This is a genomic window from Marinobacterium lacunae, from assembly GCF_000705555.1.
GTDB lineage: Bacteria > Pseudomonadota > Gammaproteobacteria > Pseudomonadales > Balneatricaceae > Marinobacterium_D > Marinobacterium_D lacunae.
Map to the genome: position 1 here is coordinate 24,139 of NZ_JMQN01000053.1, position 26,090 is coordinate 50,228.

Annotated in this window: 26 protein-coding genes; 11 read left to right on the forward strand and 15 right to left on the reverse strand. The window is 57.5% G+C overall.

What is annotated here, in order from left to right; all coding sequences use genetic code 11:
• Nucleotides 1-92: 92 nt before the first annotated feature.
• The 5 genes from ADIMK_RS17840 to cueR all read left to right on the forward strand — a co-directional run bounded on the left by ADIMK_RS17840 (nucleotide 93) and on the right by cueR (nucleotide 5,241).
• Entirely contained in the window at nucleotides 93-449 is a 357-nt protein-coding gene (locus ADIMK_RS17840; RefSeq protein ID WP_156042993.1) for a hypothetical protein, read from the forward strand.
• Nucleotides 450-525: 76 nt separating this feature from the next.
• Entirely contained in the window at nucleotides 526-1,110 is a 585-nt protein-coding gene (locus tag ADIMK_RS17845) for a c-type cytochrome (protein ID WP_036191011.1), read from the forward strand.
• A gap of 6 nt (nucleotides 1,111-1,116) precedes the next feature.
• Complete coding sequence (locus tag ADIMK_RS17850; RefSeq protein WP_036191012.1) at nucleotides 1,117-2,010, forward strand: c-type cytochrome; 894 nt, start codon at nucleotides 1,117-1,119, stop codon at nucleotides 2,008-2,010.
• 263 nt (nucleotides 2,011-2,273) lie between these two features.
• Nucleotides 2,274-4,757, forward strand: coding sequence for a heavy metal translocating P-type ATPase (locus ADIMK_RS17855; protein ID WP_036191013.1), 2,484 nt, complete (start codon nucleotides 2,274-2,276; stop codon nucleotides 4,755-4,757).
• A 16-nt stretch (nucleotides 4,758-4,773) separates the two neighbouring features.
• On the forward strand, nucleotides 4,774-5,241 hold the full coding sequence (cueR, locus tag ADIMK_RS17860) for a Cu(I)-responsive transcriptional regulator (protein ID WP_036191014.1): 468 nt from the start codon (nucleotides 4,774-4,776) through the stop codon (nucleotides 5,239-5,241).
• Nucleotides 5,242-5,250: 9 nt separating this feature from the next.
• Here cueR and ADIMK_RS17865 read toward each other — a convergent pair whose 3' ends face one another.
• Nucleotides 5,251-5,457, reverse strand: coding sequence for a heavy-metal-associated domain-containing protein (locus ADIMK_RS17865; protein ID WP_036191015.1), 207 nt, complete (start codon nucleotides 5,455-5,457; stop codon nucleotides 5,251-5,253).
• Between the two features lie 116 nt (nucleotides 5,458-5,573).
• Between ADIMK_RS17865 and ADIMK_RS17870 the strand changes: the two genes are divergently transcribed.
• On the forward strand, nucleotides 5,574-5,927 hold the full coding sequence (locus ADIMK_RS17870) for a hypothetical protein (RefSeq protein ID WP_036191017.1): 354 nt from the start codon (nucleotides 5,574-5,576) through the stop codon (nucleotides 5,925-5,927).
• A gap of 22 nt (nucleotides 5,928-5,949) precedes the next feature.
• Here the strand turns inward: ADIMK_RS17870 and rbsK are convergent, their stop codons facing one another.
• The 5 genes from rbsK to dctP form a co-directional block, all read right to left on the reverse strand.
• Nucleotides 5,950-6,888 (reverse strand): ribokinase, encoded by a 939-nt coding sequence (gene rbsK / locus ADIMK_RS17875; protein ID WP_036191019.1) that lies wholly within the window; start codon nucleotides 6,886-6,888, stop codon nucleotides 5,950-5,952.
• Nucleotides 6,885-7,826, reverse strand: coding sequence for a dihydrodipicolinate synthase family protein (locus ADIMK_RS17880; protein ID WP_036191020.1), 942 nt, complete (start codon nucleotides 7,824-7,826; stop codon nucleotides 6,885-6,887). Before ADIMK_RS17880 ends, rbsK begins: the two co-directional genes overlap by 4 nt.
• A 27-nt stretch (nucleotides 7,827-7,853) precedes the next feature.
• Entirely contained in the window at nucleotides 7,854-9,149 is a 1,296-nt protein-coding gene (locus ADIMK_RS17885) for a TRAP transporter large permease (protein ID WP_036191022.1), read from the reverse strand.
• Nucleotides 9,146-9,652 (reverse strand): TRAP transporter small permease, encoded by a 507-nt coding sequence (locus ADIMK_RS17890; protein ID WP_036191023.1) that lies wholly within the window; start codon nucleotides 9,650-9,652, stop codon nucleotides 9,146-9,148. The genes ADIMK_RS17885 and ADIMK_RS17890 overlap by 4 nt, the downstream gene beginning before the upstream one ends.
• A gap of 72 nt (nucleotides 9,653-9,724) precedes the next feature.
• Nucleotides 9,725-10,729 carry a TRAP transporter substrate-binding protein DctP gene (gene dctP, locus ADIMK_RS17895; protein WP_036191025.1) on the reverse strand — a complete coding sequence of 335 codons (1,005 nt, stop codon included), beginning with the start codon at nucleotides 10,727-10,729 and terminating at the stop codon, nucleotides 9,725-9,727.
• Between the two features lie 170 nt (nucleotides 10,730-10,899).
• Here dctP and ADIMK_RS17900 point away from each other — a divergent pair, with 170 nt between their 5' ends.
• The 3 genes from ADIMK_RS17900 (at nucleotide 10,900) to ADIMK_RS17910 (ending at nucleotide 15,732) form a co-directional block, all read left to right on the forward strand.
• On the forward strand, nucleotides 10,900-11,616 hold the full coding sequence (locus ADIMK_RS17900; RefSeq protein ID WP_197027580.1) for a GntR family transcriptional regulator: 717 nt from the start codon (nucleotides 10,900-10,902) through the stop codon (nucleotides 11,614-11,616).
• A 145-nt stretch (nucleotides 11,617-11,761) separates the two neighbouring features.
• Nucleotides 11,762-13,954 (forward strand): bifunctional diguanylate cyclase/phosphodiesterase, encoded by a 2,193-nt coding sequence (locus tag ADIMK_RS17905; protein WP_051693090.1) that lies wholly within the window; start codon nucleotides 11,762-11,764, stop codon nucleotides 13,952-13,954.
• Nucleotides 13,955-13,971: 17 nt separating this feature from the next.
• Complete coding sequence (locus ADIMK_RS17910; RefSeq protein WP_051693091.1) at nucleotides 13,972-15,732, forward strand: GGDEF domain-containing protein; 1,761 nt, start codon at nucleotides 13,972-13,974, stop codon at nucleotides 15,730-15,732.
• A 19-nt stretch (nucleotides 15,733-15,751) separates the two neighbouring features.
• On the opposite strand, the gene ADIMK_RS17915 is transcribed toward ADIMK_RS17910, so the two are convergent.
• From ADIMK_RS17915 to ADIMK_RS17935, 5 genes are all read right to left on the reverse strand, one after another.
• The gene (locus tag ADIMK_RS17915) at nucleotides 15,752-16,516 is read right to left on the reverse strand and encodes an IclR family transcriptional regulator (RefSeq protein ID WP_036191027.1); all 765 of its coding nucleotides are present in this window, start codon (nucleotides 16,514-16,516) and stop codon (nucleotides 15,752-15,754) included.
• Between the two features lie 125 nt (nucleotides 16,517-16,641).
• A complete protein-coding gene (locus ADIMK_RS17920) occupies nucleotides 16,642-17,499 on the reverse strand; it encodes a nitrate- and nitrite sensing domain-containing protein (protein WP_036191029.1) in 858 nt (285 codons plus the stop codon).
• On the reverse strand, nucleotides 17,496-18,629 hold the full coding sequence (locus ADIMK_RS17925; RefSeq protein WP_036191031.1) for a methyl-accepting chemotaxis protein: 1,134 nt from the start codon (nucleotides 18,627-18,629) through the stop codon (nucleotides 17,496-17,498). The genes ADIMK_RS17920 and ADIMK_RS17925 overlap by 4 nt, the downstream gene beginning before the upstream one ends.
• A 228-nt stretch (nucleotides 18,630-18,857) precedes the next feature.
• Nucleotides 18,858-21,359, reverse strand: a complete 2,502-nt coding sequence (locus tag ADIMK_RS21495; protein ID WP_051693092.1) for a cation:proton antiporter — start codon at nucleotides 21,357-21,359, stop codon at nucleotides 18,858-18,860.
• An 82-nt stretch (nucleotides 21,360-21,441) separates the two neighbouring features.
• Complete coding sequence (locus ADIMK_RS17935) at nucleotides 21,442-22,071, reverse strand: YbhB/YbcL family Raf kinase inhibitor-like protein (RefSeq protein WP_036191034.1); 630 nt, start codon at nucleotides 22,069-22,071, stop codon at nucleotides 21,442-21,444.
• A gap of 147 nt (nucleotides 22,072-22,218) precedes the next feature.
• Here ADIMK_RS17935 and ADIMK_RS17940 point away from each other — a divergent pair, with 147 nt between their 5' ends.
• Entirely contained in the window at nucleotides 22,219-22,398 is a 180-nt protein-coding gene (locus ADIMK_RS17940; RefSeq protein ID WP_036191036.1) for a PLDc N-terminal domain-containing protein, read from the forward strand.
• Between the two features lie 3 nt (nucleotides 22,399-22,401).
• Here the strand turns inward: ADIMK_RS17940 and ADIMK_RS17945 are convergent, their stop codons facing one another.
• Nucleotides 22,402-23,208, reverse strand: a complete 807-nt coding sequence (locus tag ADIMK_RS17945) for an AraC family transcriptional regulator (protein WP_231517082.1) — start codon at nucleotides 23,206-23,208, stop codon at nucleotides 22,402-22,404.
• Between the two features lie 14 nt (nucleotides 23,209-23,222).
• Nucleotides 23,223-23,954 carry a LysE family translocator gene (locus ADIMK_RS17950; RefSeq protein WP_231517083.1) on the reverse strand — a complete coding sequence of 244 codons (732 nt, stop codon included), beginning with the start codon at nucleotides 23,952-23,954 and terminating at the stop codon, nucleotides 23,223-23,225.
• 54 nt (nucleotides 23,955-24,008) lie between these two features.
• On the opposite strand from ADIMK_RS17950, the gene ADIMK_RS17955 reads away from it, so the two are divergent.
• Nucleotides 24,009-24,326: a DUF1840 domain-containing protein gene (locus ADIMK_RS17955; RefSeq protein ID WP_036191042.1), complete on the forward strand. Its 318-nt coding sequence runs from the start codon at nucleotides 24,009-24,011 to the stop codon at nucleotides 24,324-24,326.
• 205 nt (nucleotides 24,327-24,531) lie between these two features.
• Here the strand turns inward: ADIMK_RS17955 and ADIMK_RS17960 are convergent, their stop codons facing one another.
• Nucleotides 24,532-25,752, reverse strand: coding sequence for an NAD(P)/FAD-dependent oxidoreductase (locus ADIMK_RS17960; protein WP_036191044.1), 1,221 nt, complete (start codon nucleotides 25,750-25,752; stop codon nucleotides 24,532-24,534).
• A 1-nt stretch (nucleotide 25,753) separates the two neighbouring features.
• A complete protein-coding gene (locus tag ADIMK_RS17965) occupies nucleotides 25,754-26,074 on the reverse strand; it encodes a 2Fe-2S iron-sulfur cluster-binding protein (RefSeq protein ID WP_036191046.1) in 321 nt (106 codons plus the stop codon).
• Nucleotides 26,075-26,090 lie beyond the last annotated feature (16 nt).

Here is a 26,090-nt window from a genome sequence, read left to right on the forward strand (position 1 = left end):
CGTTTTAAACGAACGTCGGTGGTGCCGTCCATTGAATTACGCAGCTTACCAACCTAGAATCGAAAGCAACTCTGACAAAACCGTTGTGGCTGATGACTCAAACGATCCGCACAACACTGGCGTTAATGCTGGTGCTGCTCTTTAACCTGCAGGCTTTGTCAGCGGCGCACAGCGCGGTGTCGAGCAGCGAGGCAGTCTGGCAGCATTGGCAATATCACAATGCGCACGACCATCATGTTCACCCTGACGATGCCTCCTCCGCGCAGTTGGAACATGACAATCTGGAAAGTATGCTGCATGCCGATTTGAGTCATGCGGGTATAGCCGGTCTGGTTCTCGCTTTACCGATATCGGACAGCGCGAAAATCCCATCAATTCCGATTATTCAGATTCCCCATCGGCATGATGCCCCTCACCTCGGCGTCGATACGCCGCCTCCCATCGTTTGATTCACACCTCTTATCATTTAACTGTAGTGTCGCGTATTCACCGCGCGTGTATTTTTTGAGTTCTTAGGGGATAGATATGAAGTCATTGGTTCTATTGGGTGCTGTTCTGGGCTTGTCTGCCTCGCTTGTGTCGGGCGTTGTCCTGGCGCATGGCGGTGCTACCGGCATTGTCAAAGAGCGTATGGACATGATGGAAGATATGAAAGAATCGATGAAATCGATGTCTGATATGTTTAGTGGCAAGGCCGATTATGACGTGGAGACGGTCAAGAGCGCTGCCGCTGTGATTCAACGAAATTCAGGTCATGCCATAACGAAACTCTTCCCCGAAGGCAGTCTGCAGCACGGCAGTGAGGCCAAACCGGAGATCTGGAAAGAGTGGGACCGCTTTGAGACATTGGCGCTGCAACTGCAACGGTACAGTGCCGCTTTGGCTAAAGCCGCCGGAAACGACAGGGCGGCCCCAGCAGGTGGTCAGATGGGGGGCAGTGGCATGATGGGGAGCGGTTCAATGATGGGCTCAGGCGGTATGATGGGCACCATGATGGGAACTGAGGGGCCCTCCGACGAGCACCTGGCCGAGATGCCCGCCGAAATGGTATTCCAGATGGTGACTGACACCTGCTCTTCATGTCATACGCGTTACCGCATCGAGGAGTAACACGTCATGAGACGACTCTTGTTACGCCTGACCGCCGTGGCGGGTATCGTGGCGATAAGCTGGGGTGGTATGACGGTGTCCAGGGAGGGGGATATGACAGCCTCCTCGTTAGGCTCTTTGCAGGGGGACATTCAGCGTGGGGCCTATTTGGCTCGCGCATCCGGTTGTATAGCCTGCCACACCAACTTCTACGACGGAGGCAAGCCGCTGGCGGGCGGTGCGCCTCTGGAAACGGCTTTCGGCACCTTTTACGCACCTAATCTGACCATGGATAAGAACCATGGCATTGGCGATTGGACCATTGACGCGTTTGCGCAAGCGGTACGCGAAGGGGTATCGCCGGAGGGGGACCCTTATTATCCGGCGTTTCCCTACAGTTTTTACACCCGCTTCAGCGATCAGGATATTGCGGATCTTTGGGCAGCATTTCGCACCGTGCCTGCGGTTGAACAGGCCTCGAAAGAACAGGACCTACATTTCCCATTTAATATTCGCGCCGGGTTGCACCTATGGCAGCGCCTGTATTTTGAGCCTCAACGCTTCCAGCCTGATGCCAATAAGGATGAACGCTTCAATCGAGGTGCGTTCCTTGTGGAGGCTGCAGGCCATTGCGCGGCCTGCCATACACCGCGAAACCTGCTTGGGGCGTTGAAGGACGATGCTGCACTTTCAGGGGCGGATTCGTTACCCGGAGGTGGGGCCTCACCTGCAATCCATGCGACAGCCCTTAAAGAGCGGGGGTGGGATGTCAACGATCTGGCCTATGCGCTGCGCTCCGGCATCACGCCCGATGGCGACATTCTGGGGGCCTCCATGGGTGAGGTGATCAAGCAGGGTACGGCGTTTTTAAGTGCTGACGACCGTCAAGCGATCGCCACCTATCTGATGTCGGAGCACTGAGAGTCCTGTTCATTTGACTCTCTTTGATCCACGTCGGCGCTATTACTTGAGGTTCACAGTGCCAGCCTACGGGTCAATCTGCTGACCGAGTACCGTTGCGAAGTTATCCCCCCTCACTGTTTATCGATAGCTTCAAACCGCACCGGCATGGTGGTGATGAACGACACCAAACATCGGCGTAAAAATCCATGCTTGACCTTACCATTGTGGGAAGGTCTATAGTCCTGAAAGATCATCATAATAGGCTGGTAAGGAGGTAGATGATGAGTAATCAGGTCAAACAAAACTCTTCCGCCGCGTCGACGATAAGTCTACCCATTGAGGGCATGAGCTGCGCCTCCTGCGTTGGTCGCGTGGAAGCGGCGCTGAAGAAGGTTGAGAATGTCGAAGAGGTGGCGGTGAATCTGGCCACTGAGCGCGCCGACATACGCTCGTCTGCTACGCTCGACCCTAGACTGCTGATCGAAGCGGTAGAAAAAGCGGGCTATTCAGTGCCTGCAACTACCACTGAACTCTCCATCGAGGGGATGAGCTGCGCCTCCTGTGTCGGCAGGGTAGAGCGAGCACTGCAAGCGATTCCGGGCGTCATCGAGGCCAATGTCAATCTCGCCACAGAGCGGGCCAGTGTGCGCAGTAATGTGGAGGTCGATACACTGATAGCCGCGGTGGCGGACGCCGGCTATACGGCGAGCCCTTTGGATCAAACTAGTGTGGAGGCCGAGGAGAGCGCCAACAAGAAAGATGCCGAGCAGGCCGAGCTCAAGCGCGACCTCACCATTGCCGCAGTTCTCTCCCTCCCCGTATTCATGATCGAGATGGGCTCTCACCTCATCCCCGCGATACATCGCTTCGTGATGAGCACAATCGGTCAGCAGAATAGCTGGTATATCCAGTTCGCGCTGGCAACGCTGGTGCTGTTCGGACCCGGGCTGCGCTTTTTCAACAAGGGTGTACCGGCGCTGTTGCGTGCTGCACCGGATATGAACTCGCTGGTGGTGCTTGGTACATCGGCCGCCTGGGGCTATTCGGTTATCGCAACCTTCTTCTCTGGTCTACTGCCATCGGGCACCGCCAACGTGTACTACGAAGCCGTAGCTGTCATTGTTGCGCTGATCCTGCTTGGCCGTTTTCTCGAAGCACGGGCGAAAGGGCGGACATCCGAGGCGATCAAACGTCTGGTCGGCCTGCAGGCGAAAACGGCGCGGGTGCGCCGAGACGGTAAAACGCTCGAGATCGCCATCGGCGAGGTAAAGCCTGGCGATATCCTCGACGTGCGCCCCGGCGAGCGGATACCGGTCGATGGCGAGGTGATCGAAGGCGAGAGCTATGTCGATGAATCGATGATCACCGGTGAGCCGGTGCCGGTCGCCAAGAGCAGCGGCAGTCCGGTGGTCGGTGGCACGGTGAATCAGAAAGGCGCGCTGGCGCTGAAGGCCACTGCGGTGGGCGGCGCCACGGTTCTGGCGCAGATCATTCGCATGGTCGAGCAGGCGCAGGGATCGAAGCTGCCGATTCAGGGCTTGGTGGACAGGGTGACCATGTGGTTCGTACCCGCGGTCATGGCGGCGGCCTTGCTGACGTTTCTGGTCTGGTTCCTCTTTGGGCCCTCGCCGGCGCTGAGCCTTGCGCTGGTCAATGCGGTGGCGGTGCTGATCATCGCCTGTCCCTGTGCGATGGGGCTGGCGACGCCCACGTCGATCATGGTGGGCACAGGGCGAGGCGCGGAGATGGGCGTGCTGTTCCGCAAGGGGGATGCTCTCCAGTTGCTCAGAGACTCCAAGGTGGTCGCGGTCGACAAGACCGGTACGCTGACCGAGGGTAAACCGGCGCTCACCGATCTGGAGGTGTCCGAGGGCTTCGAGCGCAACGAGGTACTGGCACAGATTGCAGCCGTTGAGTCCCGCTCGGAACACCCGATCGCCCGTGCCATTGCTGATGCGGCAGAGGCCGAAGCGTTGACGCTGCCCAGGGTCGAGAGCTTTGAGTCCGTCACCGGTTTTGGTGTCAAGGCATTGGCTGAAGGCGAGACGGTTGAAATCGGCGCTGACCGCTATATGCATAAGCTTGGTTTGGATCTGTCGAGCTTTGCCAAGATCGCCGCGCGCCTTGGCGATGAGGGTAAAACACCGCTTTATGCGGCTATCGGTGGTAAGTTGGCAGCGATCATTGCGGTGTCCGACCCGATCAAAGCGTCCACACCGGAAGCGATTGAACTCCTGCATAAGCTGGGACTCAAGGTGGCAATGATCACCGGCGACAACCGACGCACGGCCGAAGCGATCGCCCGACAATTGGGCATCGATGAGGTGGTGGCCGAGGTTCTGCCTGAGGGTAAGGTCGACGCCGTGAAAACACTTAAGTCCGACTACGGAAAGCTGGCCTTTGTTGGGGATGGTATCAATGATGCGCCTGCGCTGGCAGAAGCGGATGTGGGGATCGCTATTGGCACCGGCACCGACATCGCCATCGAAGCGGCGGATGTCGTGCTGATGTCCGGCAGCCTGAGGGGTATCCCGAACGCCATCGCGCTGTCCCAGGGGACGATTCGCAACATCAAGCAGAACTTGTTCTGGGCGTTTGCCTACAACACCGCACTTATTCCTCTTGCGGCAGGTGTGCTCTATCCGGCTTTTGGCATCCTACTGTCACCTATTCTGGCCGCCGGTGCGATGGCGCTCTCCTCGGTTTTCGTGGTGACTAACGCACTTAGGTTGCGCCGTTTCAGAGCGCCGGTGCAGGCCGATTGAGGGCAAAGGAGGGGCGATGAACATAGGCAAAGCAGCAGCGGCATCCGGCGTTTCGGCAAAGATGATCCGCTACTATGAATCGATCGGTTTAATACCCGAGGCGTCGCGAACCGATGCCGGTTACCGGGACTATTCAGACAAGGATGTGCACCGGCTGCGCTTTATCCGGCGCGCTCGGGATCTGGGCTTTTCGGTTGAGAAGATGTCCGAACTGCTCGCGCTGTGGCAGGACCGTGATCGGGCGAGTTCAGATGTAAAACGGATTGCACTTGAACATGTGGCCGAACTGCAGCGCAAGGCGCGTGAGTTGCAGGAGATGAGCGAGACGCTTGCACATCTGGCCGGTCACTGTCATGGAGACTCCCGGCCGGATTGTCCGATCATCAACGAGCTTTCAGAGGAGACAGGGGCGGAGGATAAGCGGGAGGTTGCTCGCCCACACTTCGGTGCAACCGGGCTTGAACCCGGTCGCAACCGTAGGTGAGCACAATACTCAGGCGCCTAGATCCTGGTTTTCGTAGCCGGCTTCACGAATGGCATCGCTGATCGGTGCCATATCAACATCGCTGTTGACGGTGACTTCGCCTTTTTCAAGGTTGGCGGTTACCTCCGCCTGAGGATCGAGAGCTTTGACAGCTTTTTCGATAGCGGAGACGCAGTGGCCACAGGACATGCCGGTAACTTTCAGGTGGTGGTGCATTTTGGAGCTCCTTGGATAAAGGGTACAGGGTAATAAAGATAGAGGTTCCAATACTGGGAAGGTCAAGAGGTAAATCGGACCTTGACACGAGAATTTGTTTAGCGAAGGAGGCAGATATGAGCGACCTTGATCATAGACCGGGTGTGAAGGAGGCGAATCTGGTCACGCGCACGCTAAAACTTACAACGCGCGATGAGACTGACATTGCTGCGTTGGTGGATGAGATCGAACGCATCTTCGGTATGGACAGCGTCAACTACGACGCAGCGACAGCCATACTTTCATGTGCCTATGATGCGACGCACTGCAGTGTTGATCGGGTTGAGGCTGTGATCAATAAGCACGGTGCCGGCTTTGCCAACAACTGGTGGAATCGCACCAAGCGTGGTTACTACCGCTTTGTTGATCAGAACATGAAGGACAATGCAGGCTACGAGCCTCATTGCTGCAATAAAATCCCACGCAAATAGGCTCGATTCCACGCTGGCTCAATTATTGTGAGGGTGTTGCAGCGTTAGCCATCAGCTGCTCCAGCTCTGAACGTGTGGGCGCGGCTGAAGCGGCACCCTGTCGGGTGGTGGCCAGTGCCCCGGCGGCTGCCGCGAAGCGCAGTGCTTCGGGTAGCGTCCGACCTTCACTGAGTGCGACGGCTAGCGCGCCGTTGAAGCAGTCACCGGCAGCGACGGTGTCCACCGCCTGCACTGTGAAAGGCGCAACCTGACCTTCCCCGTATTGGTGACTGGCATAGACCAGACCCTTAGCCCCCAGTTTGACCACTGCCGTACCGACGCCTTTTTTCAGCAGTACGCGCGCCGCATCCAGCGCGTTTTGCTCATTTCCAATCCTGATGCCGGTGAGTGTGGCCGCTTCGTTTTCGTTTGGGGTCAGAATGTCGGCCAGTTTCAACAGCGTCTCGATGCGCTCAGCAGAGCCAGGCGCCGGGGCCGGATCGAGAATGGTGACCGCTCCGGCACTGCGGGCCGAACTCATCGCCGCAGCGGTTGCCGAAATGGGGGTTTCCAGCTGGAACAGTGCAACCTGGGTCGATTGAAAACACTCACTGGCAGGACCTGAGTTGGGCCAGTTCATGTTGGCCCCGCCTACAACGGTAATGGTGTTTTGTGAGTGGGCATCGACATGGATCAGGGCGATGCCGGTATCGGCTTGCTCAATGCGCACCAGATTGTCGACGCCTACCCCGTAGTGCGTGAGCAGGCTGATCGCCTGCTCGGCAAAGGCATCCTCTCCGATAGCCGCGACCAGCTTCACTGGTTGCTGGCTCAGGCGTTGCGCCGCAACGGCCTGATTAGCCCCTTTTCCACCTAAACCGGTAGTGTAGGAGCGGGCGTGTGCGGTGACGCCGGGGACGGGCAGGCTATCCACATAGGCGGTTAGATCCACGTTGATCGAGCCGAATACCGTGATGCTCATGCAGGTGTACCCAGCGCCTTGATGCGGCTACGGAAGTGGGCGTTGCCCCATTCGATACGCGCGATGATGTCATCCAGCGCCCAGAATCGCTGATGAATATCGAAGGTGATGGTACGGGAGTCGGTATGGGCAAATGTACCCAGCCGCTGGTGGAAAACCTTCGCGAGCTTCGGATAGCCCATCGGTTCGCACATGGCTGAGAGCACCAGAAACGTTGCCAGCTCTTCAGTCAGATCAGGGTGCTTGGCGCCGTGATCCTGCAACCAGCGATACAGATCCGGATGCACATTCAGCATAACCCCGCAGAACCCCGACGCGCCGGCCTGCAGTGCCGGCCAGGCGATGGCGGCGTTGGCGTTGTTGATACGCAAAGGCGTGCTCTGGGTCAGGGCGATACGGCGTTTGACGGTATCCAGATCGCAGGAGACATCCTTGATCAGGGCAAAGCGGCCGCTTTGGGCACAGTATTCGATTTCGTCATCTGTGAGCAGGCGACGGTAGGGGGCCGGGCATTCATACAGCCCCAGCGGCATATCCTCCGGCAGGGACGACAGCAAGGCGTCCAGGTGCGTGCGCAGGGCTGTCTCGGGGGCATTGGCGGGCGCAAGTCGATTGGTGACCAGCACGACGCCGTCCACGCCAGTATCGGCCATGGCTTTTAACTCTGCGCGCTGGTCATCGAGGCTCTCGGATATATGGCCTGAAGCGACGACAGGTACGCGTCCGGCGACAGCCTTGGCGGTAAAACGCGCCAGATCGAGCCTCTCCTGCAGCGACAGGAACTGCATCTCCGATGACTGGCAGACGGCAAACAGTGCTTGAGCACCGTTGGCCAGATACCACTCGATCAGGGCCGCATAGCCATCCCAATCGATACGGTCGTCAGGGGTAAACGGCGTCAGCACAACGGGGATGATGCCGGTTATCGGTGTGTTCATGATTAGCTCCAGAGTAAAGCTACGGTGTCAGCCACCGTAGCCAAACAGGCGTGGCAGCCAGAGTGTCACGCCGGGGAAAAAGATCAGTATCAGCAGGGCAAAGATCAGTACCGCCAGAAACCCCCATATCTCACGGATGATCTCGGCCAGCGGGATGCGTGTCACGGCGTTAAGGACGAACAGCAGTATTCCGTAGGGCGGTGTGATCAACCCGATCATGCAGTTCACTACTGCAACGACGCCAAAGTGCACCAGATCGATTCCCAGCTCACGACAGCTCGGTATAAACAGCGGAATGATCACCAGAATGATGGTCGAGGCGTCGAGTACACAGCCGAGCAGCAGAATCAGCAGGTTTACGCCCAGCAGGAAGACCAGTGGCGAGACATCAAGGCCGACCAACTGTTGTGCTACCAGGTTGGGAATGTTTTCAGAGGCCACAATGTAGTTGAGAATCAACGCACCGCCGATCACCAGACCTACCGCGGCGGATGAGCGGGCGCTTTCAACCAGAATGGTGTACAGAGCACGTAACGACATAGCGCGATAGAACAGGCTGGCCAGTATCAGCGCATAGGCAGCGGCGACAGCCGCGGCTTCTGTGGGCGTGGTGACACCGCCGTAGATACCGTACAGCAGAATCGCGGGCATCAGCAGGGCGGGAAAGGCGTTGGCTGTTTTGCGCGGCAGTTCGCGCAGCGGTACCGGCTCCTCAAGGGCAAAGCCTCTCCGAGCCGAGATCCAGGTATTCATCGCCATCAGCACGACGCCCATCAATAGCCCCGGCAGTATGCCGCCAAGGAAGAGGTAGCCGATGGATGTGTTGGAGACCAGCGCATACAGCACCATTGGAATCGAGGGCGGAATGATAGGGCCGATGGTGGCCGAGGCTGCGGTAATCGCCGCGGCATATCCCGGTGTGTAATGACCTGATCGGGTCATCATCTGAACGATTATCTTGCCGATACCGGCTGCATCGGCCACCGCCGAGCCGGACATGCCGGAGAAGATCAGGGAGGACACCACGTTGACATGGCCCAGCCCGCCTCTGAAGCGACCGACTGCGGCCACACAAAAGCTGAGCAGACGCTCGGATATGGTGCCGGCGTTCATGATATTGGCCGCGACAATAAAAAGCGGCACAGCGAGCAGCACGAAACTCTCGAACAGGCCGGCGAGTATCTGCTCACCGGCCAGCGCTATATCCTGTCCGGCAACACCGAGATAGATCAGTGCACCCACCAGAATGGCATAGGCGATCGGTGTGCCGATGGCCGAGAGCAGAAACAGTGTGAGCAAACAGAGTGCAAATGGCAGGCTCACGACTTGTCCTCCGAGAGCAATTCAAGTTCGTGATCGGGGGCGCCGTGACGCAGGGTGTGGATAAAACTCCAGATAGCGCGAGCCGCGACAACGATGAGGAACAGTGCATAGATTGAATAGAGTGTGCGCATAGGGACTTTCAGTGTGGCGCTCTTCTTGATGCGCAGGAAGTCGATCCAGTCCCAGGTGGGTAGCAGGGACCACAGTAGCGCTATGGCAACCACCGCTGCCGAGATCAGTGCCATGACTTTGCGCAGCCTTGCCGGAGCTGCGAGGTAAAGAATATCGAAAGAGACATGTTCACGGTCACGCACGATGAACGCGCAACCGAAAAAAACGATCCATATCCACAGTGCCAGGCAGAGCTCAAGCGTCCATCCGAACGGCTCTTGCAGAACATAGCGGGAGAAAATCTGTAGCAGAAAGGTCAGGAACATGGCTGCCAGCATCGACGCTGAGACAACTTCGGCCAGTGTCCTGATCCAGCGGATTGCCCTGTTCATCTGGTTTCTCGCATGTGCCAAGGGACAAAAAGGCCCGGCGCACAGGGCGCCGGGCGAGGCAAGGGCCGGGGGTTAGTGGCCCAATTCGTTGATGCGCTCGAGAACACCAGCAGGCCAGTCGTTGGCGAAATCGCTCTCCAGATACGCTTTCTGTACATGGCTGCGGAAGGAGTCGAGATCAGGCTCATAGATGGCCAGACCCTTCTGTTCGAGGAAGCCGCGCAGATCCGCTTCTTTCTTAAGCTGTGCTTCACGTTCGGCTTTTGCAGCTGCATCGGCTGCGCTCTGTACCGCCTGCTGTTGCTCGGGTGACAGATCTTCCCAAACGGCTTTTGACAGCGCGATGAAGTTCCAGTCAACCAGATGAGAGGTTAGGGCGATCTGCTTGGTGACTTCGTAGAACTTAGCGTCCACGACAGTCGGTAAGGGGTTGTCCTGTCCGTCGACGGCACCGGTTTGCAGGGCGGTATACACCTCGGTAAAGGCCATCGGCGTCGGGTTGGCCCCCAGTGCCTTGCCCAGGAACTGCCAAGCGTCAGTGCCGGGCATGCGCAGGTTGATGCCGGCCAGATCTGCGGGGGTGCGCACGTCGACTTCATCTCGGGACTGACGCAGGTTGACGTGACGGCGGCCCAGATACATAGGCGCGAGCAGTTTGACGCCAAGCTCCTCTTCAACCTTCTGTTTGAACGGGTCCATCACTGCATCGTTGAAAACGGCAACCTGATGGTCAGCGTCCTGAAGGACGTAACCCGCCGTGAAGATGGACCATTCCGGGAAGAACTGCGCCAGCTCCTGAGCGGAGGTGACGGACATTTCGAGGTTGCCGCGTGCAATCGCTTCCAGTTCGGTGTTTTGCTTGAACAGCGTTGCGTTCCAGTGTGGCTCGAAGGTTGCGAATGAAGACACTCCGGGGCCGAACTGCTCGGTCAGGGCAATTGCGCGCTGGTCGGTTTCAGACATCGGCGAGGATAGCCGCAATACGATCTTGTCCTCGGCGAACGAGGGCAGGGCTGAAAATGAAGCGGCGACGCCCACGGAGAGCGCCAGTACCGCACGGCGGGTTAGCTTTATCATCTTGTTGTGTCTCCCATTGCAGAGTTTTTATAGTTCGCAAGCGCGAGGAGTGACGCTGTGTACGCCGAAAGAGAGGGGTGGCGGTACACGAAAACAGTAACTAACATCGTGGTAACATGTTAGCTTGATGTCAAATGCTTTTTGCTTGGTCAGAGTATGAACAAAACGGTATGAACAAAACGGACAAATCCAGTGTCGTTGAATCCGGCAAGCATTCATCTGCTCCATCTGCAGTGCCGATGCGGCAGGCCGCCTATGAGCGAATCGAGGCACTGTTGAATAGCGGAGCACTGCGCCCGGGACAGATGGTGACCCAGCGTGAGCTGGTGGAGATGACAGGTTCCACGCTTGGATCCGTGCGTGAAGCAGTACCCCGGTTCGAAGCGGAGGGACTGCTGCAAACTGTTCCCAAGCGCGGGCTCATGGTGCCGAGTCTGGATGTGCTGTTTGTTCGTGAGGCGTATCAGATGCGCCAGATGATCGAGGTGTCCGCGGTGGACGATATGGTGCGCTCGATGAACAGGAAGACCGTCGAAGAGATGATCGACTGGCATAAGCAGGTGTTAAGCAAAATCGAGGCCGGTGAGGCGCAGGCGCAGGAAGTGGCGCAGGCCATTCAGCAGTACGATTGGGCGATGCACGAGGCTTTTGTGGCGAGCATGCACAACTCGCTGATTGCAAATGTCTATCGGGTTACCGCGATCAAGATACGCATGGCTGTTCAGTCACGTATTCAAATTACCTCGTTTAACGCCCTGCGGGTTATTCGTGAGCATCTGGCAATACTGGATGCACTGGCATCGGGCGATGCCGGTGCGACACGCAAAGCGCTTACCCACCATCTCAACAACTCGCTGACGCTGGCCTTGGGTGGACGGGTCGATTAAGCGTTGCGTGTCGTTAAACACGCCGCACAATCGCCCCATAAAAACTATGATCCGATCTTAACGGATCTGGGCTAAAGTAGAGTTGTTGATGGACTCACGGCGATCTCGTGTAAGAGCGGTCGTCATAAAGGGTATTGGAACTCTCATGTCTCAACTCACGGCTTTGCTGGGGCGCCCGGAAAACGACCTGATCTATCGTCTGCTAATGGATGCACCGCTGGCGATCGCCTGCGTCGACCAGTCCGGTGATATCGCCTTCAGCAACGGCGCATTTAAGGCATTGCTGAACCTTCCCGAGCAGGATCAAACCCTGCATGTGTCCGACGTTTTCTCCAGCATAGATGAGCTACGTTGGGGACGGTTTTGCGACCTCCTGTCGGACGAAGAAAACCTGAAAAGTTTTGAGCTTCTCGGGCCTGCTAAAGATGCCTCCCGACAGGTCGAGATCTCTCTACAGCGTTTGAGTGATCGTGGGCGGCAGTGGGTGGCGCTGATCGTTCATGGCGATGAGCCGTGGGAGCAGCAGGAGGGAATCCAGCTGCTGCAGAACGAGGTATTGCAGGCGGTAGCCTCAGGAAAACCGCTTCACTCAAGCATGGATATCCTGTGCCGACGGGTAGAGTCGTTGGCGCCTGAGGTTATCTGTACAGTCTTGCTGGTGGATACCGACGGCAAGATACACCCTTGTGCTGCACCCAGCCTGCCCGCCGAGTTCGGTCAGGCTATCGAGGGGGAGTCGATAGGCCCCGCTGCCGGTTCCTGTGGGACGTCGGCGTGGCGTGGCGAGGCGGTTGAGGTCACCGATATCGCAACCGATCCCTTGTGGAGCACATACAAGGCGCTGGCGCTTCCACTTGGGCTGGCGGCGTGTTGGTCGAGCCCGATCAAGCTGCGTGATGGCCGAGTGGCTGCCACATTCGCGCTTTACTACCGCGAAAAACGCTCGGCTAGCGAGTTTCATCGCAAGATGGTGTCGGCATGCGTCCATTTGTGTTCGCTGGCGATCGAGCATGAACATGCCGAGCAACATATCCATCAGTTGGTCTTCCATGATCGTCTGACCGGGTTGCCCAATCTGAATCTGCTGAAAGACCGTGCTCAGCGAGCGCTGCAGGCCACTGTATATTCGGGTGAGCCGCTAACCATGATGTTTCTGGACCTGGATCACTTTAAAACGGTCAATGAATCGCTGGGGCATCAAGCCGGTGACCGTCTGCTGCAAGAGGTGGCGCGTCGGCTGCAGTCCTGTATCGCTGCAGAGGATACGCTTGCCCGTCTGGGCGGTGACGAATTTGTGCTGCTGCTGAGCGACACCGGGGCTCAGAAAGCCCGTGCGTTGGCCGAGCACTTGCAAGTGCGCCTGTCCGATGTGATCGAAGGCGAGGCAACACCGTTTTCGATGACGGCCAGTATCGGTATCAGCATCGCGCCGGAGGATGCGATTGACTTCGAGATGCTGCATCGCAATGCGGATATCGCGCTCTATCAGGCGAAGGCGGCAGGGCGTAACGCCATCCGTTTCTACCAATCACATATGAACGATGCCGCTCAACAGCATCTGATCATCGCATCGGCATTGCGCCGAGCTGTCAGTGAGCAGCAGCTGGATGTGTACTATCAGCCCAAGATAGCGCTGGATACGGGACGCTTGATGGGTGTCGAAGCGCTGGTGCGCTGGGTTGATCCTGAGCTGGGCTCATTACCGCCAGATCGCTTCATACCGGTGGCCGAAGAAACGGGGCTCATCGCGGCGTTGGATAGCTATGTCATGGAGAAGGCCTGCCGTCAGCTGGTCAGTTGGCAGGCGCAGGGCGTTCCGGTCACGTCCGTGGCGGTCAACCTGTCGGCCACGGAGTTTCGCGGCGGTGATATCTATCAGCGGATCAAATCGCTGGTCGAACGTCTGGCTATTAAGCCAGGTATGCTCACACTTGAGATCACCGAGAGCCTGATGATGGAGCCGGGCAGTGACATTCACGATGAGCTGATTCGTATACGCGAGCTGGGTGTCGGGCTGTCTATCGATGATTTCGGTACCGGATTCTCCAGCTTGAGCTATCTTAAACGCTTCCCGGTGACCGAACTTAAGCTGGACAGAAGTTTCGTGAACGACCTGGGGCACGATGCCAGCGACAGGGCGTTGGCGCGCGCCGTCATTCAGTTGGGGGCCACCTTTGGTCTTCAGGTAGTCGCCGAAGGCGTCGAGACCCGTAACCAAGCCGATATACTCTCTCAGATTGGCTGCACGCTGGCGCAGGGCTACTATTTTGCGCATCCGATGCCGGCCGATCAGTTCGAGCATTGGCTGGCTGGCGATGGACAGGACTATATCGAGTGAGTCAGAGAGCCCGGCATATGACAGCCAGCGTCGAGCACCGTTTTGAAACGATCAATCGCCTATGCCGATCAGTTTTTGCGGGCTGTTTTCTGTTCTTAATCCTCCTGTCGGGCGCAAGTGCGGCACGCGCTGACACTGTGGTGCTGGATAAGGGGTGGGAATATCGCTGGGGCGACTCACCGATGGTGGAGGGAGTACCCGAGTGGACCCGGCCTGAGGATAAGGGGCAATGGCGCGCCATCGATTTTCCCTCCAACCCGCCTGGGCGGGAGGGTAGAGAGAACGTTTGGTATCGCACCACGCTTCCCGAAGGAAACTGGCGTGACCCGGTGCTCTACATCTTCAGTATCGATCTGATTGCCGAGGTGTATGTAGATGGCAAGCGGATATATCACTACGGCGAGTTCGATGCGGAGGGTAAAGGTGCCTTTGCCGGCTGGCCCTGGCATATGATCACATTGCCGGCGCATAGTGCCGGTAAACCGATCTATTTCCGAGTTTTCTCAAACTATCTGGATATTGGCCTCTGGGGCGAGGTCAAGGTCATGGAGCGGATGTCGCTGCTTGAGCAGATTATTGGCGACTCTATCGAGGGCTTGATCGTCGGTGGCTTCAGCATCTTGATCGCGCTGCTGGCACTGGTTTTTGCCCTGATGCAGACCGGCTGGAGGACCTTCGTTGCCGTTGCGTTGTACTCAGTTGCGACAGCCGGGATGGTGATCAGTAAAAGCCCGGCCAATCTGCTGCTCTTGTACAAGCCACTGTTCTGGGATTATGTGGGTGCCGTTGGATACTTCCTGATGCCTGCGGCAATGGCCTTGCTGCTAGAACAGTGGTTCAACTCACCGGTCAAGCGGCTTTATAACTGGGTGTGGAAGTTCCACCTCTTGTTCACTGCGGGGGCGCTGGTGCTGTGTTTGGGCGGATGGGCTGAGTTATCGCATATCTACCCTGTGTTCGACGCAGTGTTTGCCCTCACACTGGTTATGTTGTTTGTGCCGACGCTGGGGTTGTTCGCCTCGGCCAGCTATGATCAGCGTGCAATTATCCTCGCGTATGCGGTGCTGAGTATCCTGTTGCTGCTTGATATGGGGGTCGCACATGGTGTGCTGCCCTGGGGGCAGGTGCCGGTTGCCTGGGGGGCTTTGTTGTTCTCGCTGTCGGTTGTGGTAATTGCACTGCGCTTTTTTGCCCGTTCCCAGCGCATGCTGCAGGAGATGAACATCTTATTGGAGCAGCAGGTGCAGGAGCGTACCGAAGAATTGAAGAAGCTGTCCTATGAAGATCCGCTTACCGGGCTCAAGAACAGACGCTATTTCGATGAGGTGATGGCACGTGAGGTGGCCTTGGCTGCGCGTCAGCGGAGACCGTTATCACTGCTGATCTGCGATATAGATAAGTTCAAGGATTTTAACGACACATACGGGCACACGGCGGGAGATGAGGCGTTGCGACGGGTTGCCTGCAAGATGAGGGAATCGTTCCGACAGACCGATATCGCCTGCCGGTATGGCGGCGAGGAGTTCGTCATCATTATGCCTGACGCAAGCAGTGAGGATGCCCTGAAACGGGCCGAGGAACTGCGCCGGGCGGTGTCTATGGATTCTGTCGTTATCGATGGCCAGACACTAGAACCAGTCACTCTGTCGGCGGGGATCGCAAGCTGGCCGGAAAACGTATCTGAAGCCGATAGTCTGCTCACCAGCGCAGATAAGGCGTTGTATAGCGCCAAGCGCAGTGGTCGCGATCGTGTTGTCAGTGTGCAACTGGTGGAGTGATACGCCGGTTGAGACTCGGCTATTCAGGCCGATAGCCGAGCTGATGTGAGATCGCCTCACCTGCGGCTTGGATATCCTCAATCCAACTGATCTTGCGGCGCTCGATAGGGGCCGATACCGACAGCCCCGCAGTGACCTTGCCTGTGCGATCGTGTATCAGAACGCCGATACAACCCACCCCGAGTTCAGCCTCTTCGTCATCCAGCGAATAGCCCCGTTGATAACTGCTGATGCAGGCCTCAGTCAGCGCATCCAGGGACGAGAGGGTGTTGCGGGTGTAGGCAGGCAGGTTGGTGCGCTGTGCGTAGGCACGAATCTCCTCCTCACCACCCATTCCCAGCATTAGCTTGCCGACGGCGGTGACGTGCAATGGCGCACGGCTACCGACGATCTGGTTTACATGCATCATTCTGTTCGGCGTGACTTTCTCGAAGTAGATCACCACATCACCTTCGCGGATGGTGAGGTTGACCGTCTCGCCCAGTTTGTCCCGCAAGGCTTCCATATGTGGCAGGGCAACCGCACGCAGGTCGATATCGGTATGCAGCCGGTTGCTCAGCTGAAGCATCCGTGGCCCGAGTCGATAATCGCCGTTCGAGTCCCGCTCGACAAATCGGTTGTCAGTCAGCGAGTTAAGAATTCGGTAAGCGGTCGACGGGTGAAGGCCGGTGTCGGCACTGAGCATCTTCAGTTTGACCGGTTTCGAGTAGCGGGAGATCGCATCCATCAGCGCGGCGGCGCGATCGATCACCTGAATTCGCGAGTCGGACTGTTTTCCCGCCATCTGCCTCTCTCCGTGCATGACTCGGCTATTGCCGGTTTAGCCGCAGATAATCTCATGTTTCGTATGGCGGATATAGTATTTCGTAATGCGGGATTACCTCGCGTGCCGGTCGCTGATGCCGAGGATTAACGCTGTTTACCGTGCAACTGATGAAGCTCATTCAGTGCCGCATCGACCAGCGCGAGTAACTCGTTAATGGCGCCGGTTGCCTGATCAAAGTAGCGCTTGGCTTCAATGCTCGGATTATCAATGCCCAGCAGCTCCTGCTCGATACAGTGCAGAAATCCGTCAACCGCGCGTTGGCAATGAAGCAGCCGCTCCTTGCTCGCGAAGCTACTTTGAAGTGTGCCAAATGCAGCGCGCGAAAGGTGAGTAATTTTCTGATGCAGAAATCGCAGACGTACACGCTGGGCGGCGCTGCTGCTGCGCGAGGCGGCGATACCGGTGCCAAGCGCCCGCGCTTGACCACTCCACTCGGCTGTTTGAACAACCTCATGCCAGATGCAGATCAGGTAGGAAAGTTCGTCACGGCCACAGGAGAGGTCGACCTCGCTGGCGATGTCTTCGATCAGAAAGATAGTGTCGCGAATCAGCTGGTGATGCGCCTGCATGTTACTGTCTGCGTCACGGTTTTGGTCAGCCCTCAGTGCACGCCACTGTGCGATCAGGGCTTTCCAGTCGTTAGGATGGCGGGTATCGAGTTTTTGGGCCTGCTCAATGGACTGATCGATACGCGCCCGCACACGGGTGAGATCTTCGCGCAGGCTTTGGTCACCCGATATTAAACCGGCGCTCAGGCCGCGGTGACGTTGAAAGTCTGCAAGCAGCATGCGCAGCAGATTAAGTTGCTCCAGATTACTCATTATCAGCGTACGTTTGCTGCGTTCAGCTGCGCGATACAAAATATAAAACGTGAGCATTACGGCAAACACCGCCGCGGCGAAGGTCAGTTCAGTCCATGGAATTTGAGTTAACGCAGTCATTGTTGAGGCTCCGTTAGGTGGGCGAGGTGGTGCGCTATGGTGCGGGCCTGATCGGCGGATCTGAGGTTCTCGGCATTGCCCTGCGATACTTGGTCGGCGAGGTTGGCAATCTCGGCAACAGCCTGACTCTGCTGTTCGGTGCTGACGGCCACCTGAACCACCTCTTCGGTGAGTCTGTCGGTGAGTGAACGCACACCTTCCAGCAGCGTGCGGACCGCTTCAGATACCTGCACGCTCTGTTCGGCTTTCGTGGAAAGGCTCGACATCTGCGCCCCTGCTTCCTGTATGTGGGTCTGTATGTCGTCGATATTGCGGCTGATCTCGGCGGCAGATTGCTGGCTGCTCTTGGCCAGTCGCCTTACTTCGTCTGCAACCACCGAAAACCCGCGTCCGCTCTCGCCGGCACGTGCTGCCTCTATCGCTGCGTTCAATGACAGCAGGTTGGTCTGGTCGGCAATACCCTGAATAACACAGGACATCTCATTAATGGTTTGAGAGTTATGACTGAGCTGGCGCATCAACTCGTTGGTTGATAGCGCCTGCTGTGCCATTGCGGATATGGCGTCAATCAATTGCAGCAGCTCCTTACAGCTTTGCTGAAGCTGCTCGGTCGCTGCGATGCTGCTTTGCCGGGAGTTGTTCGCAAGCTCCGTCACCTCCAGAATGCTGACGTTGAGCTCTTCGACGGCAGCCGATGCGGTGCTGGCGGCATCGCGCTGGTATTCGGCGCTGTGTGTTACCTGCTCGGCGCTGGTCTCAAGTTCATGTGAGGCGTGTGAGATCTCATCCAGCTTTTGCTGCAAGCGTTGCTGTATACGGCGCTCACGGGTAACCGATGCATAGAATGCGCGCGACAGGGGTTTCAGGATCAGATATTCGGTAGCACCCGGGATTCCCTGTCCCTCTGCCTGCGCCTCGCAATCATGCTGAAGTAAGGAAAGCTCGAACAGCGTTATCCAAAGGCCAGACATCGACAGATAGGCAATGATCAAAAGGCTTGGCAGAAGCGAGTAGCTAGTGGTCATATACAGAGCGAAGCTCGCCAGCGGAAGCAACGCCACAAGGCCGATCAATCCGTGCAGGCCCAGTTGATGCAGCAGCAACCGCACCGGATAAGTTATCCAACGCATAGTATCCCTTCTCCAAACGAAAACGCCTCCGGCCCCACGTGGATACCGCATGGGTGGGGCCGGAGGCGTCGTTGCCTTAAATAACTGTTTGTAAAACTCTGCAATGTCACAGCAAAGGCCATGCCAGAGAGTTTAAGCTGTTCTTTTACAGCCCGTATGGCTGAGGGCGGTATGAAAAAGGGTGTTTTTAACGCCCTGCGTTGGTGCGGATCAGCATCGTTTGAAGCCCTATCCTGGTGCCACGGTGTGATTCTGATCGTGTATCTTCTTCAGGCGGTGGTCACGTTCGGCCAGAAAATCGCGTAGTTCGGGATCCTTCTGCATCAACTGTCCCAGACGCTCCCGGCTTAAGGTGTACAGGCGCGAAGGGGTTTGGGCGATGACTGAAACGTCTGCGTGACCCTCACCAAGCAGCGCCGACTCGCCGAAGCTGTCGCCTGCGATAAGCGTGCTGAGTCGATGCTCCTCGCCGTCGGTGTAGTGTTGTAGGCGCACAGTACCGCGGCTGACGATGAACAACGTGTCATTGCGACTGCCCTGATGGACCAGGTAGTCGTGCTTCTCCAGCGTAATCGGCTCACAGGCCGTGGCAATCTTGCGCAGCTGATTGTCCGGGAGGCGTGCAAAGAGCGGAACACGTTTGAGTAACTGCTCGGGATCGTCATTGAGCAGTTGCACCGCATGGCCGCGAAGGCGCTTGAGTTGTTTAATCAGATCAGCCTCGATCTCTTCTGCCATACCCTGTGGAATGGTGCCGTGACGCGCCTGCTCCCGCGTGGTTTCGACCTCGGATAACAGTACGATACGTTTGCCCAGGCGCTCCTGCATCAGTAGAGCGAACTCCGGAAAGTCGTGATTGAGTCGGTGCAGCTTGTCGGTTGCCAGATGGTTCCAATGGCGGTAGTGCTCACGGACGCGGGAAACGATTTCGGTTGGCGTGGAGTCGATGCGTGAGAGTTGATCGATCGAGTGGAGAACGTGACGGCTGCCCTGAAAGTGTCCCCAGACCGTTTCGTAATACCGGCTTATACGCACAAGTCGCATGTGTTCGACGATAGCGCGTAGAACAGGTGTATTGCTGAAACGACTGAACAGCCAGTGCTCGATATACTCGTACTGCAAGCGGCTGTTGCCATTGTGAAACGCCTTGTCGTAGCGCAAAGAGTCGATCTGGTGTTCAAGCATCATCAGCAGTCTGCGGGTGACCGATTCGCTTAAGTGTCCGCGCTCAAACATTTCCCGGTAATAGCTGTTCTCTTCTGTGAGTGCGCGCAGGAAGAACAGGTTGAACTCCTGAACTGGGGTGAGGTGTTCCTCGCGCAGGCGGTGAATTTCATGTTTGGCGTGGGCGATCGCCTGCTGGCTGCGGTGGTTGAGCCGTTGGGTAATCCGGCTTGAAAACAGGCCGCCCTCATGCAGTGCCGGCAACCGCTTGATCGCACGTTGATGGGCGGTGATCTCACGCTCTAACAGTGCCAGCCGGTCTGCCAGCGGTGGCTGGTCGAGTTTCATCAGGCGCAGCAGTGGCTGCATGGTGAGCCCTTGTGCCAGCAGCGTAAACAGGACTGCACCGGTTACCAGTGCTACGAACAGCTCCTTGAAGGGGTAGTCCGGCAGACTGAGCACGATCGCCAGCGCAATCGCGCCGCGCAAACCGCCCCAGAACATGATGAAGCGATATCCGATACCCACAGGGTCGACTTTCGGTAGTCGGTCGAACAGCGGCAACAGGCCGAAGATAACGAACGCCCGAGAGACCAGCATCGCTACGATCACCCACAGGATCAGATCCCAGGAGGAGGCCAGCGAGGGGATGTCGACCTGCATGCCCAGCAGCAGGAACAAAAAGGCGTTGGCGGTAAAGGCCAACACTGTCCAGAAATGCTCAAGGTAGACCCTTACGGACGATGTGATGCGCAGCTTGCCCCAGGTGCCGATGGTCAGGCCCGCGCCCAGAGTCGCCATGACGCCGCTGATATGTAGCACCTCTTCAGCGATCAAAAACGACAGGTAGGCAAGCGTAGTGGTGAGCCCAATCTCCACGATGGGGTCCGAATCGATCCAGCCGATCAACTTCCCGGTGAGGTAGCCCAGCAATACTCCGAATATCAGGCCGCCTGCGAAGAGCGTGACAAAGCTGAACACCCCGCCGACGAGTTGGTCCTGAGAGAGGGCCCCTATGGCGAGCGTGGTCAGCAATATTTTGGAGACCACCAACGCGGTGGCATCGTTGAAAAGGCTTTCACCCTCGATCAGGGTCGATAAGCGTCCGGGGGCGCCTATCTGTCTGAACAGTGCAATAACCGCTACCGGGTCGGTGGCACTTAACAGCGCACCCATCAGCAGGGCGGCGATCAGATCGATATCCAGCGCTTGCCATATGATCACCCCGATCAGCCCGGTCGAGAGCAGGAGGCCGGGTATCGCCAGTGCGAGAATCTGTGCGCTGTTGTGGCGAAGCTGTCGTGCATCCAGATTGTAACTGGACTCAAATATCAGGGTCGGCAGAAAGACGAACAGAATCAGATCGGGCGATATGCTCAGGGTGTCTTCTATATGGGACAGCGCGGGAACTTCATGGCCGATGAAATTGATGGCGATTCCGACCACGACCAGCATCACGGTAAACGGCAGGTGAGTGCGTCGAGATACCAGGTAGACACTGAGTGCTACAAGTAACAGGCTGAAGATAGCCCAGACAAGCTCGGGTACCGGGTGGATAGCCTCCACTGCATCCGCTCCTCGGAGTGGGCCCACCGGGCGCGGCAGGCAGGGTGTCAAATGGCCGGGCCAGTGCCCGGCCGTTGGTCAATCAGGGTTCTAACGTTGGATTCAGCGTGTAAGTACCGCGGATGCTGGCGCCGTCGATCACATGCATCTCGATGGCGTCATACAGGTTCTTGCCGTTGATCTCGCCATCAACCTCGATCTGATCGGTATCCAGCGCATAGATGCTGAATACATAGTGGTGCATGAGCTCGTCGTTCCAGGGCGGGCAGGGGCCATCGTAGCCGAAGTAGTCACCCTTCATATCCGCATCGCCTGCAAACCATGCCGTGTAATCATTGATCCCGTGCATCATCCCCTGCGGTGCTTCAGGGCCAGACTTTCCGCGCGGCGTTACACCGTTGCAATGACTGCCCTCGGCGATCTCGCTGACGGTGGCCGGTATGTTGAACAGTACCCAGTGGTAAAAATCGACACGGGGCAGAGTAGCGGGGACGGTTTTGCCCTCCTGATTGACGTCGTCGCCTTTGCTGGGCACATCCGGGTCATGACAGATCAGGGCAAAGGACCGGGTGCCCTCAGGGGCCTCGCTCCATGCCATATGAGGGTTGATATTATCCGACAGTGCTACATGGGTCTGGGTGTCCATTTTTCCGAACGCGTATCGGGTCGGAATGGGAGCACCATCGTTAAAGCTGTTGCTGACCAGTTTCATCGTGCCTCACCTGTGATTTCTGTTCCGTGAACTCTTTTCTCTGTTTGGCTTGCCCAAGACGGAGTATATGAGATGAAATGTAGCATCTGGCAGTGCTCAAGGTCATGCATAGTGCCAGCGATATCATGGATTTATGGAGAAATTGATATGGGAATCGAAGTAACGGGAATATTTGGTTTGCTGTTGTTGGTGCTGGATGTGATGGCCATCATCAAAACAATCCAGAGCAACGCCAGTACCGGTGCCAAGGTGATCTGGGTGGTGGCGATCCTGCTGTTGCCGTTGTTGGGGCTGATTCTCTGGTTCCTGTTTGGCCCTAAAGGCTAAGCGTCAAACGAAACAGGCTTGATACTGACCGGGCGTCACCGCTGTGCGGCGCTTGAAGTGCCGATGAAAGTGCGCCTGGTCGGAAAAGCCAAGGCGCTGGGCAGTATCGATCAGCGCCGTACCTTCACGCAGCAGCTGCTTGGCGCGCTTGATCCGCTGATCCAGCAGCCAGGCGTGCGGCGCCATGCCATAGTGACGCTGAAAGCTGCGGATCAGCTGATAGCGGTTCAGGCCGCTGACCTCGCAGAGCGCTTCCAACGGCAGGTTCTCGTCCAGTCTGTCCATCAACAGCTCCCGCACCGGGATCAGCGATTGCAACCCCGCAGTGCGCCGCTCGGTGATCCCGCCGGTGCTGAATACAGGCGTCAGCCAGTCGATCAGCTCGCTTTCGGCGGCCAGCGTGTCATCGTCTCGCATCAATGTATTAAACAACGCATCGAAGCCTTGAAAAAGTCGCAGATCGCGCTCGTAGTCCCGTTCGAAGGGGCGATAGTCATCTGCACTGGCGCGGAGCTCCTGCTGCAGGCCCGCTATCCATTGGGTATCGACGAACAGCATGCGGTACGACCAACTGCCTGCCTGCGGATTACATGAGTGGGTATCGCCGGGGTTGATGGTAACCGTGTCTCCCCTGGCGATGGCGTGGCGTTGGCCCAGGTTCAGATAATTGGCTGCGCCGGCGTCGATGACGCCGAAGGAAAACTCGTCATGGGAGTGCTTGTCGTAGCAGGCGCTGGAGCGGTTGGCGCGACGTATCTCGACAAACGGCAGTGCGCTGCTGCGGGTAAAAAACTGAGTTGGTTCCGCCACATCCATGCCCCCCATCAGATGAACAGGGTAACAACGGTACTGCCAAGCAACACGCCCATCAAGCGGTAGAAGTACATTTGTGCACGCTGACTGGCTAGAAATCGCCCTATCAGCTGCCCGGCGCAGGCCCAGAATCCGACCCCGATAAAACAGGCCAGAAATGACACGGCGCAGAACAGAAGCAGAGAGAGAGCCGGATCGGGATGCAGGCTCACGAACAGGCTGATACCGGTAAGCGCAACCAGCCAGGCCTTGGGGTTGAGGATCTGCAGCAGGGCACCCTGCATCAGGCGAGGTGCTTGCTCCTGTGATGCCTGTGTCCGGGTTGTGGGGGAGGTGGTGGCGATCTTCCAGGCCAGGTAGAGCAGCAGTGCGGCACCGGCATACCTCAGTGTATCGAGTACGACCGGGTAAAGGTCGATCAACTCGCCGACGCCGATGCCGCAGAGGTAAACGACCAGGGTGTATCCAAGCGTGGCACCGATCACATGGGGCAGTGCACGCAGACTGCCGAAACGGGCACCGGCACTGGTGGCCACCAGATTCACAGGCCCTGGCGTGATCGCGCCGACCAGCGCAAAGATCATCATCGGGATCAATACGGACAGCATCTGGTAACCTTTTTGTAGCGGGGGAGTGGCCAGATTAGCCGGGGCGCGGCGGGCGGTATTGAACGATATTGCATGAAAGCTTGCCACTTTTCCGGGATTGCGGATTAGTAGCCAGGCTGCAGAACCGATCGACACCCTGCCGGCTCGACTACACTATTAAGGCGACCCCCATTATCTGCCGAGGTGCTCATGCTCATTACCTTTAGAACCGATGCCTATGCCAATATCACGATGTTGGGCGATGTAGCACTGACCATGATCCGTATGATGGGACACAGCGATGTCGTGCCCGGCGCTATCCTGGCCGCCGATATTCCAGAGGCGTTGAACAACTTGAAACGTGCGCTCGACGAACAGCCGATACCTGCTGATACAGACGACGAGCTGTCGGAAGGCCAAGAGGATGAAGATCAGAAAGTGAGTCTTGCCAACCACGCCTATCCCCTACTCGAACTGCTGGCGGCCGCTGCCAAAGATGAGTGCGATCTGATGTGGGATAAAGCGTAAGGTTGCGTGAATCAACGTCTCACCCAGGCCCTCGATTTTCATAGACGGATGTTGGGCGTCCTGCTGCAGCGCCAGAGGCTGAATGATCTGGGTTGCGACCGGGGGCTGGACATCTTGTCATTAGACCGCCCCCTTTTGCGGGACTAAAGTCAGGCGCGTAGTTCACCTGACTTAACCGGCAATGCCCCGCTTCGGTTACGAGTCGTTAACGTTTCAATAGCCCGTTTAGCTTCAGGCTCTCGTCCGCCGCTTCAGCGAAGCTCGGCGATACACCGGCGGCCAGCAACTTGCGTGCTGCCATATGATCGGCGGGTTTGTTGACGGTGTGCACTGCAATCAGCTTATCGCCCCGGTACAGAAACAGCGTGAACTTGCCGCTCTCGGTCGCTCCGCGCTGGACGACGCGGTCGTAGCCTGCATGCAGCCCCGCCATCTGTAGTTTGAATTCGTACTGATCGGACCAGAACCAGGGCACCGAGTCGTACTCCGCCTGTTCACCACAAATAGTGGCCGCGATCACCTTGGCCTGATCGACGGCGTTCTGCACCGATTCGATTCGTATCGGCCTGTCCGCCAGCGGATGTGCAAACGAGACGGCATCGCCAGCGGCATAGATCACTGGGTCGCTGGTGCGGCACTGGGCGTCGACGATGATGCCGTCATCGCACTCGAGTCCCGCCGCTTCGGCCAGCCGCGTATCGGGAGTAACGCCGATACCGGCCACGAGCATGTCGCAACTCAGAGTGCGACCATCAGTGGTCAAGATCTCGAAACTGCCGTCGTCGAGGCGTGAAACCGTCTCGATGCTGGTGTTCAGCTGGATATCGGCGCCATGCGCGCGATGCTGCTCCAGCATGAACTGGGACAGTTCCGGCGTTACGTTTTGGTTCATGAGCCCTGTGCCGCGCACCAGCACGCTGACCTTTTTGCCGAGCTTGCAGGCGGTGGCCGCAAACTCGAGGCCGATAAAGCCGCCGCCAACGACGACCAGATCCTGAGCATTGCTGAGCTGGGCGCTGATGCGGTCGATATCGCCCAGGGTCTTGATGTAGTGCACCTGGCCGGCGATCTCATCCGGTACCTTCAGCGGGCGGATGCTGGCGCCCGGCGCCAGTACCAGCTGGTCATAACTGAGCCTCACACCGTTGGACAGTGTGACCGAGCGGTTGTCCCGGTCGATGGCGGTGGCCGCGACGCCCAGGTGTAGCTCAACCGACTGCTCGCTGTAGTAGGTTGCGGTACGGAACAGCAGCGTGTCGGGGGCGGCACCTTCAAGCAGATAGCCCTTGGACAGGGGCGGTCGCTGGTAGGGCAGGTGCGGGTCGGCGTCGATCAGCGTGATCGGGCCTGTATAGCCGCCCTTGCGTAAGCTGTCGATGCACTGAAAACCGGCGTGACCGCCGCCGATGATCACGACGCCTGTCATCTTACTGCTCCTCAGGCAGCTGAACGACGATGCCGTCCAGGTCATCCGTCATCCGGATCTGGCAGCTCAGGCGACTGGTACCCAGACGCTCGCTGGCGGTGCCATCGAGCAATTCATCCTCGTTCTCGCTCATCTCAGGCAGCTTGTCGAGGTAGGCCTCGTCGACATAGCAGTGACAGGTGGCGCAGGCGCAGGAGCCGCTGCACTCGCCTTCAATACCGTCGAGTCCGTTCATCACCGCTCCCTGCATCAGGGTCATGCCGTTGGCAACCTCCAACTCGTTGCGGTTACCCTGAAAATCTACGTATACCACTTTAGGCATCTTCTTGTTCTCCGGA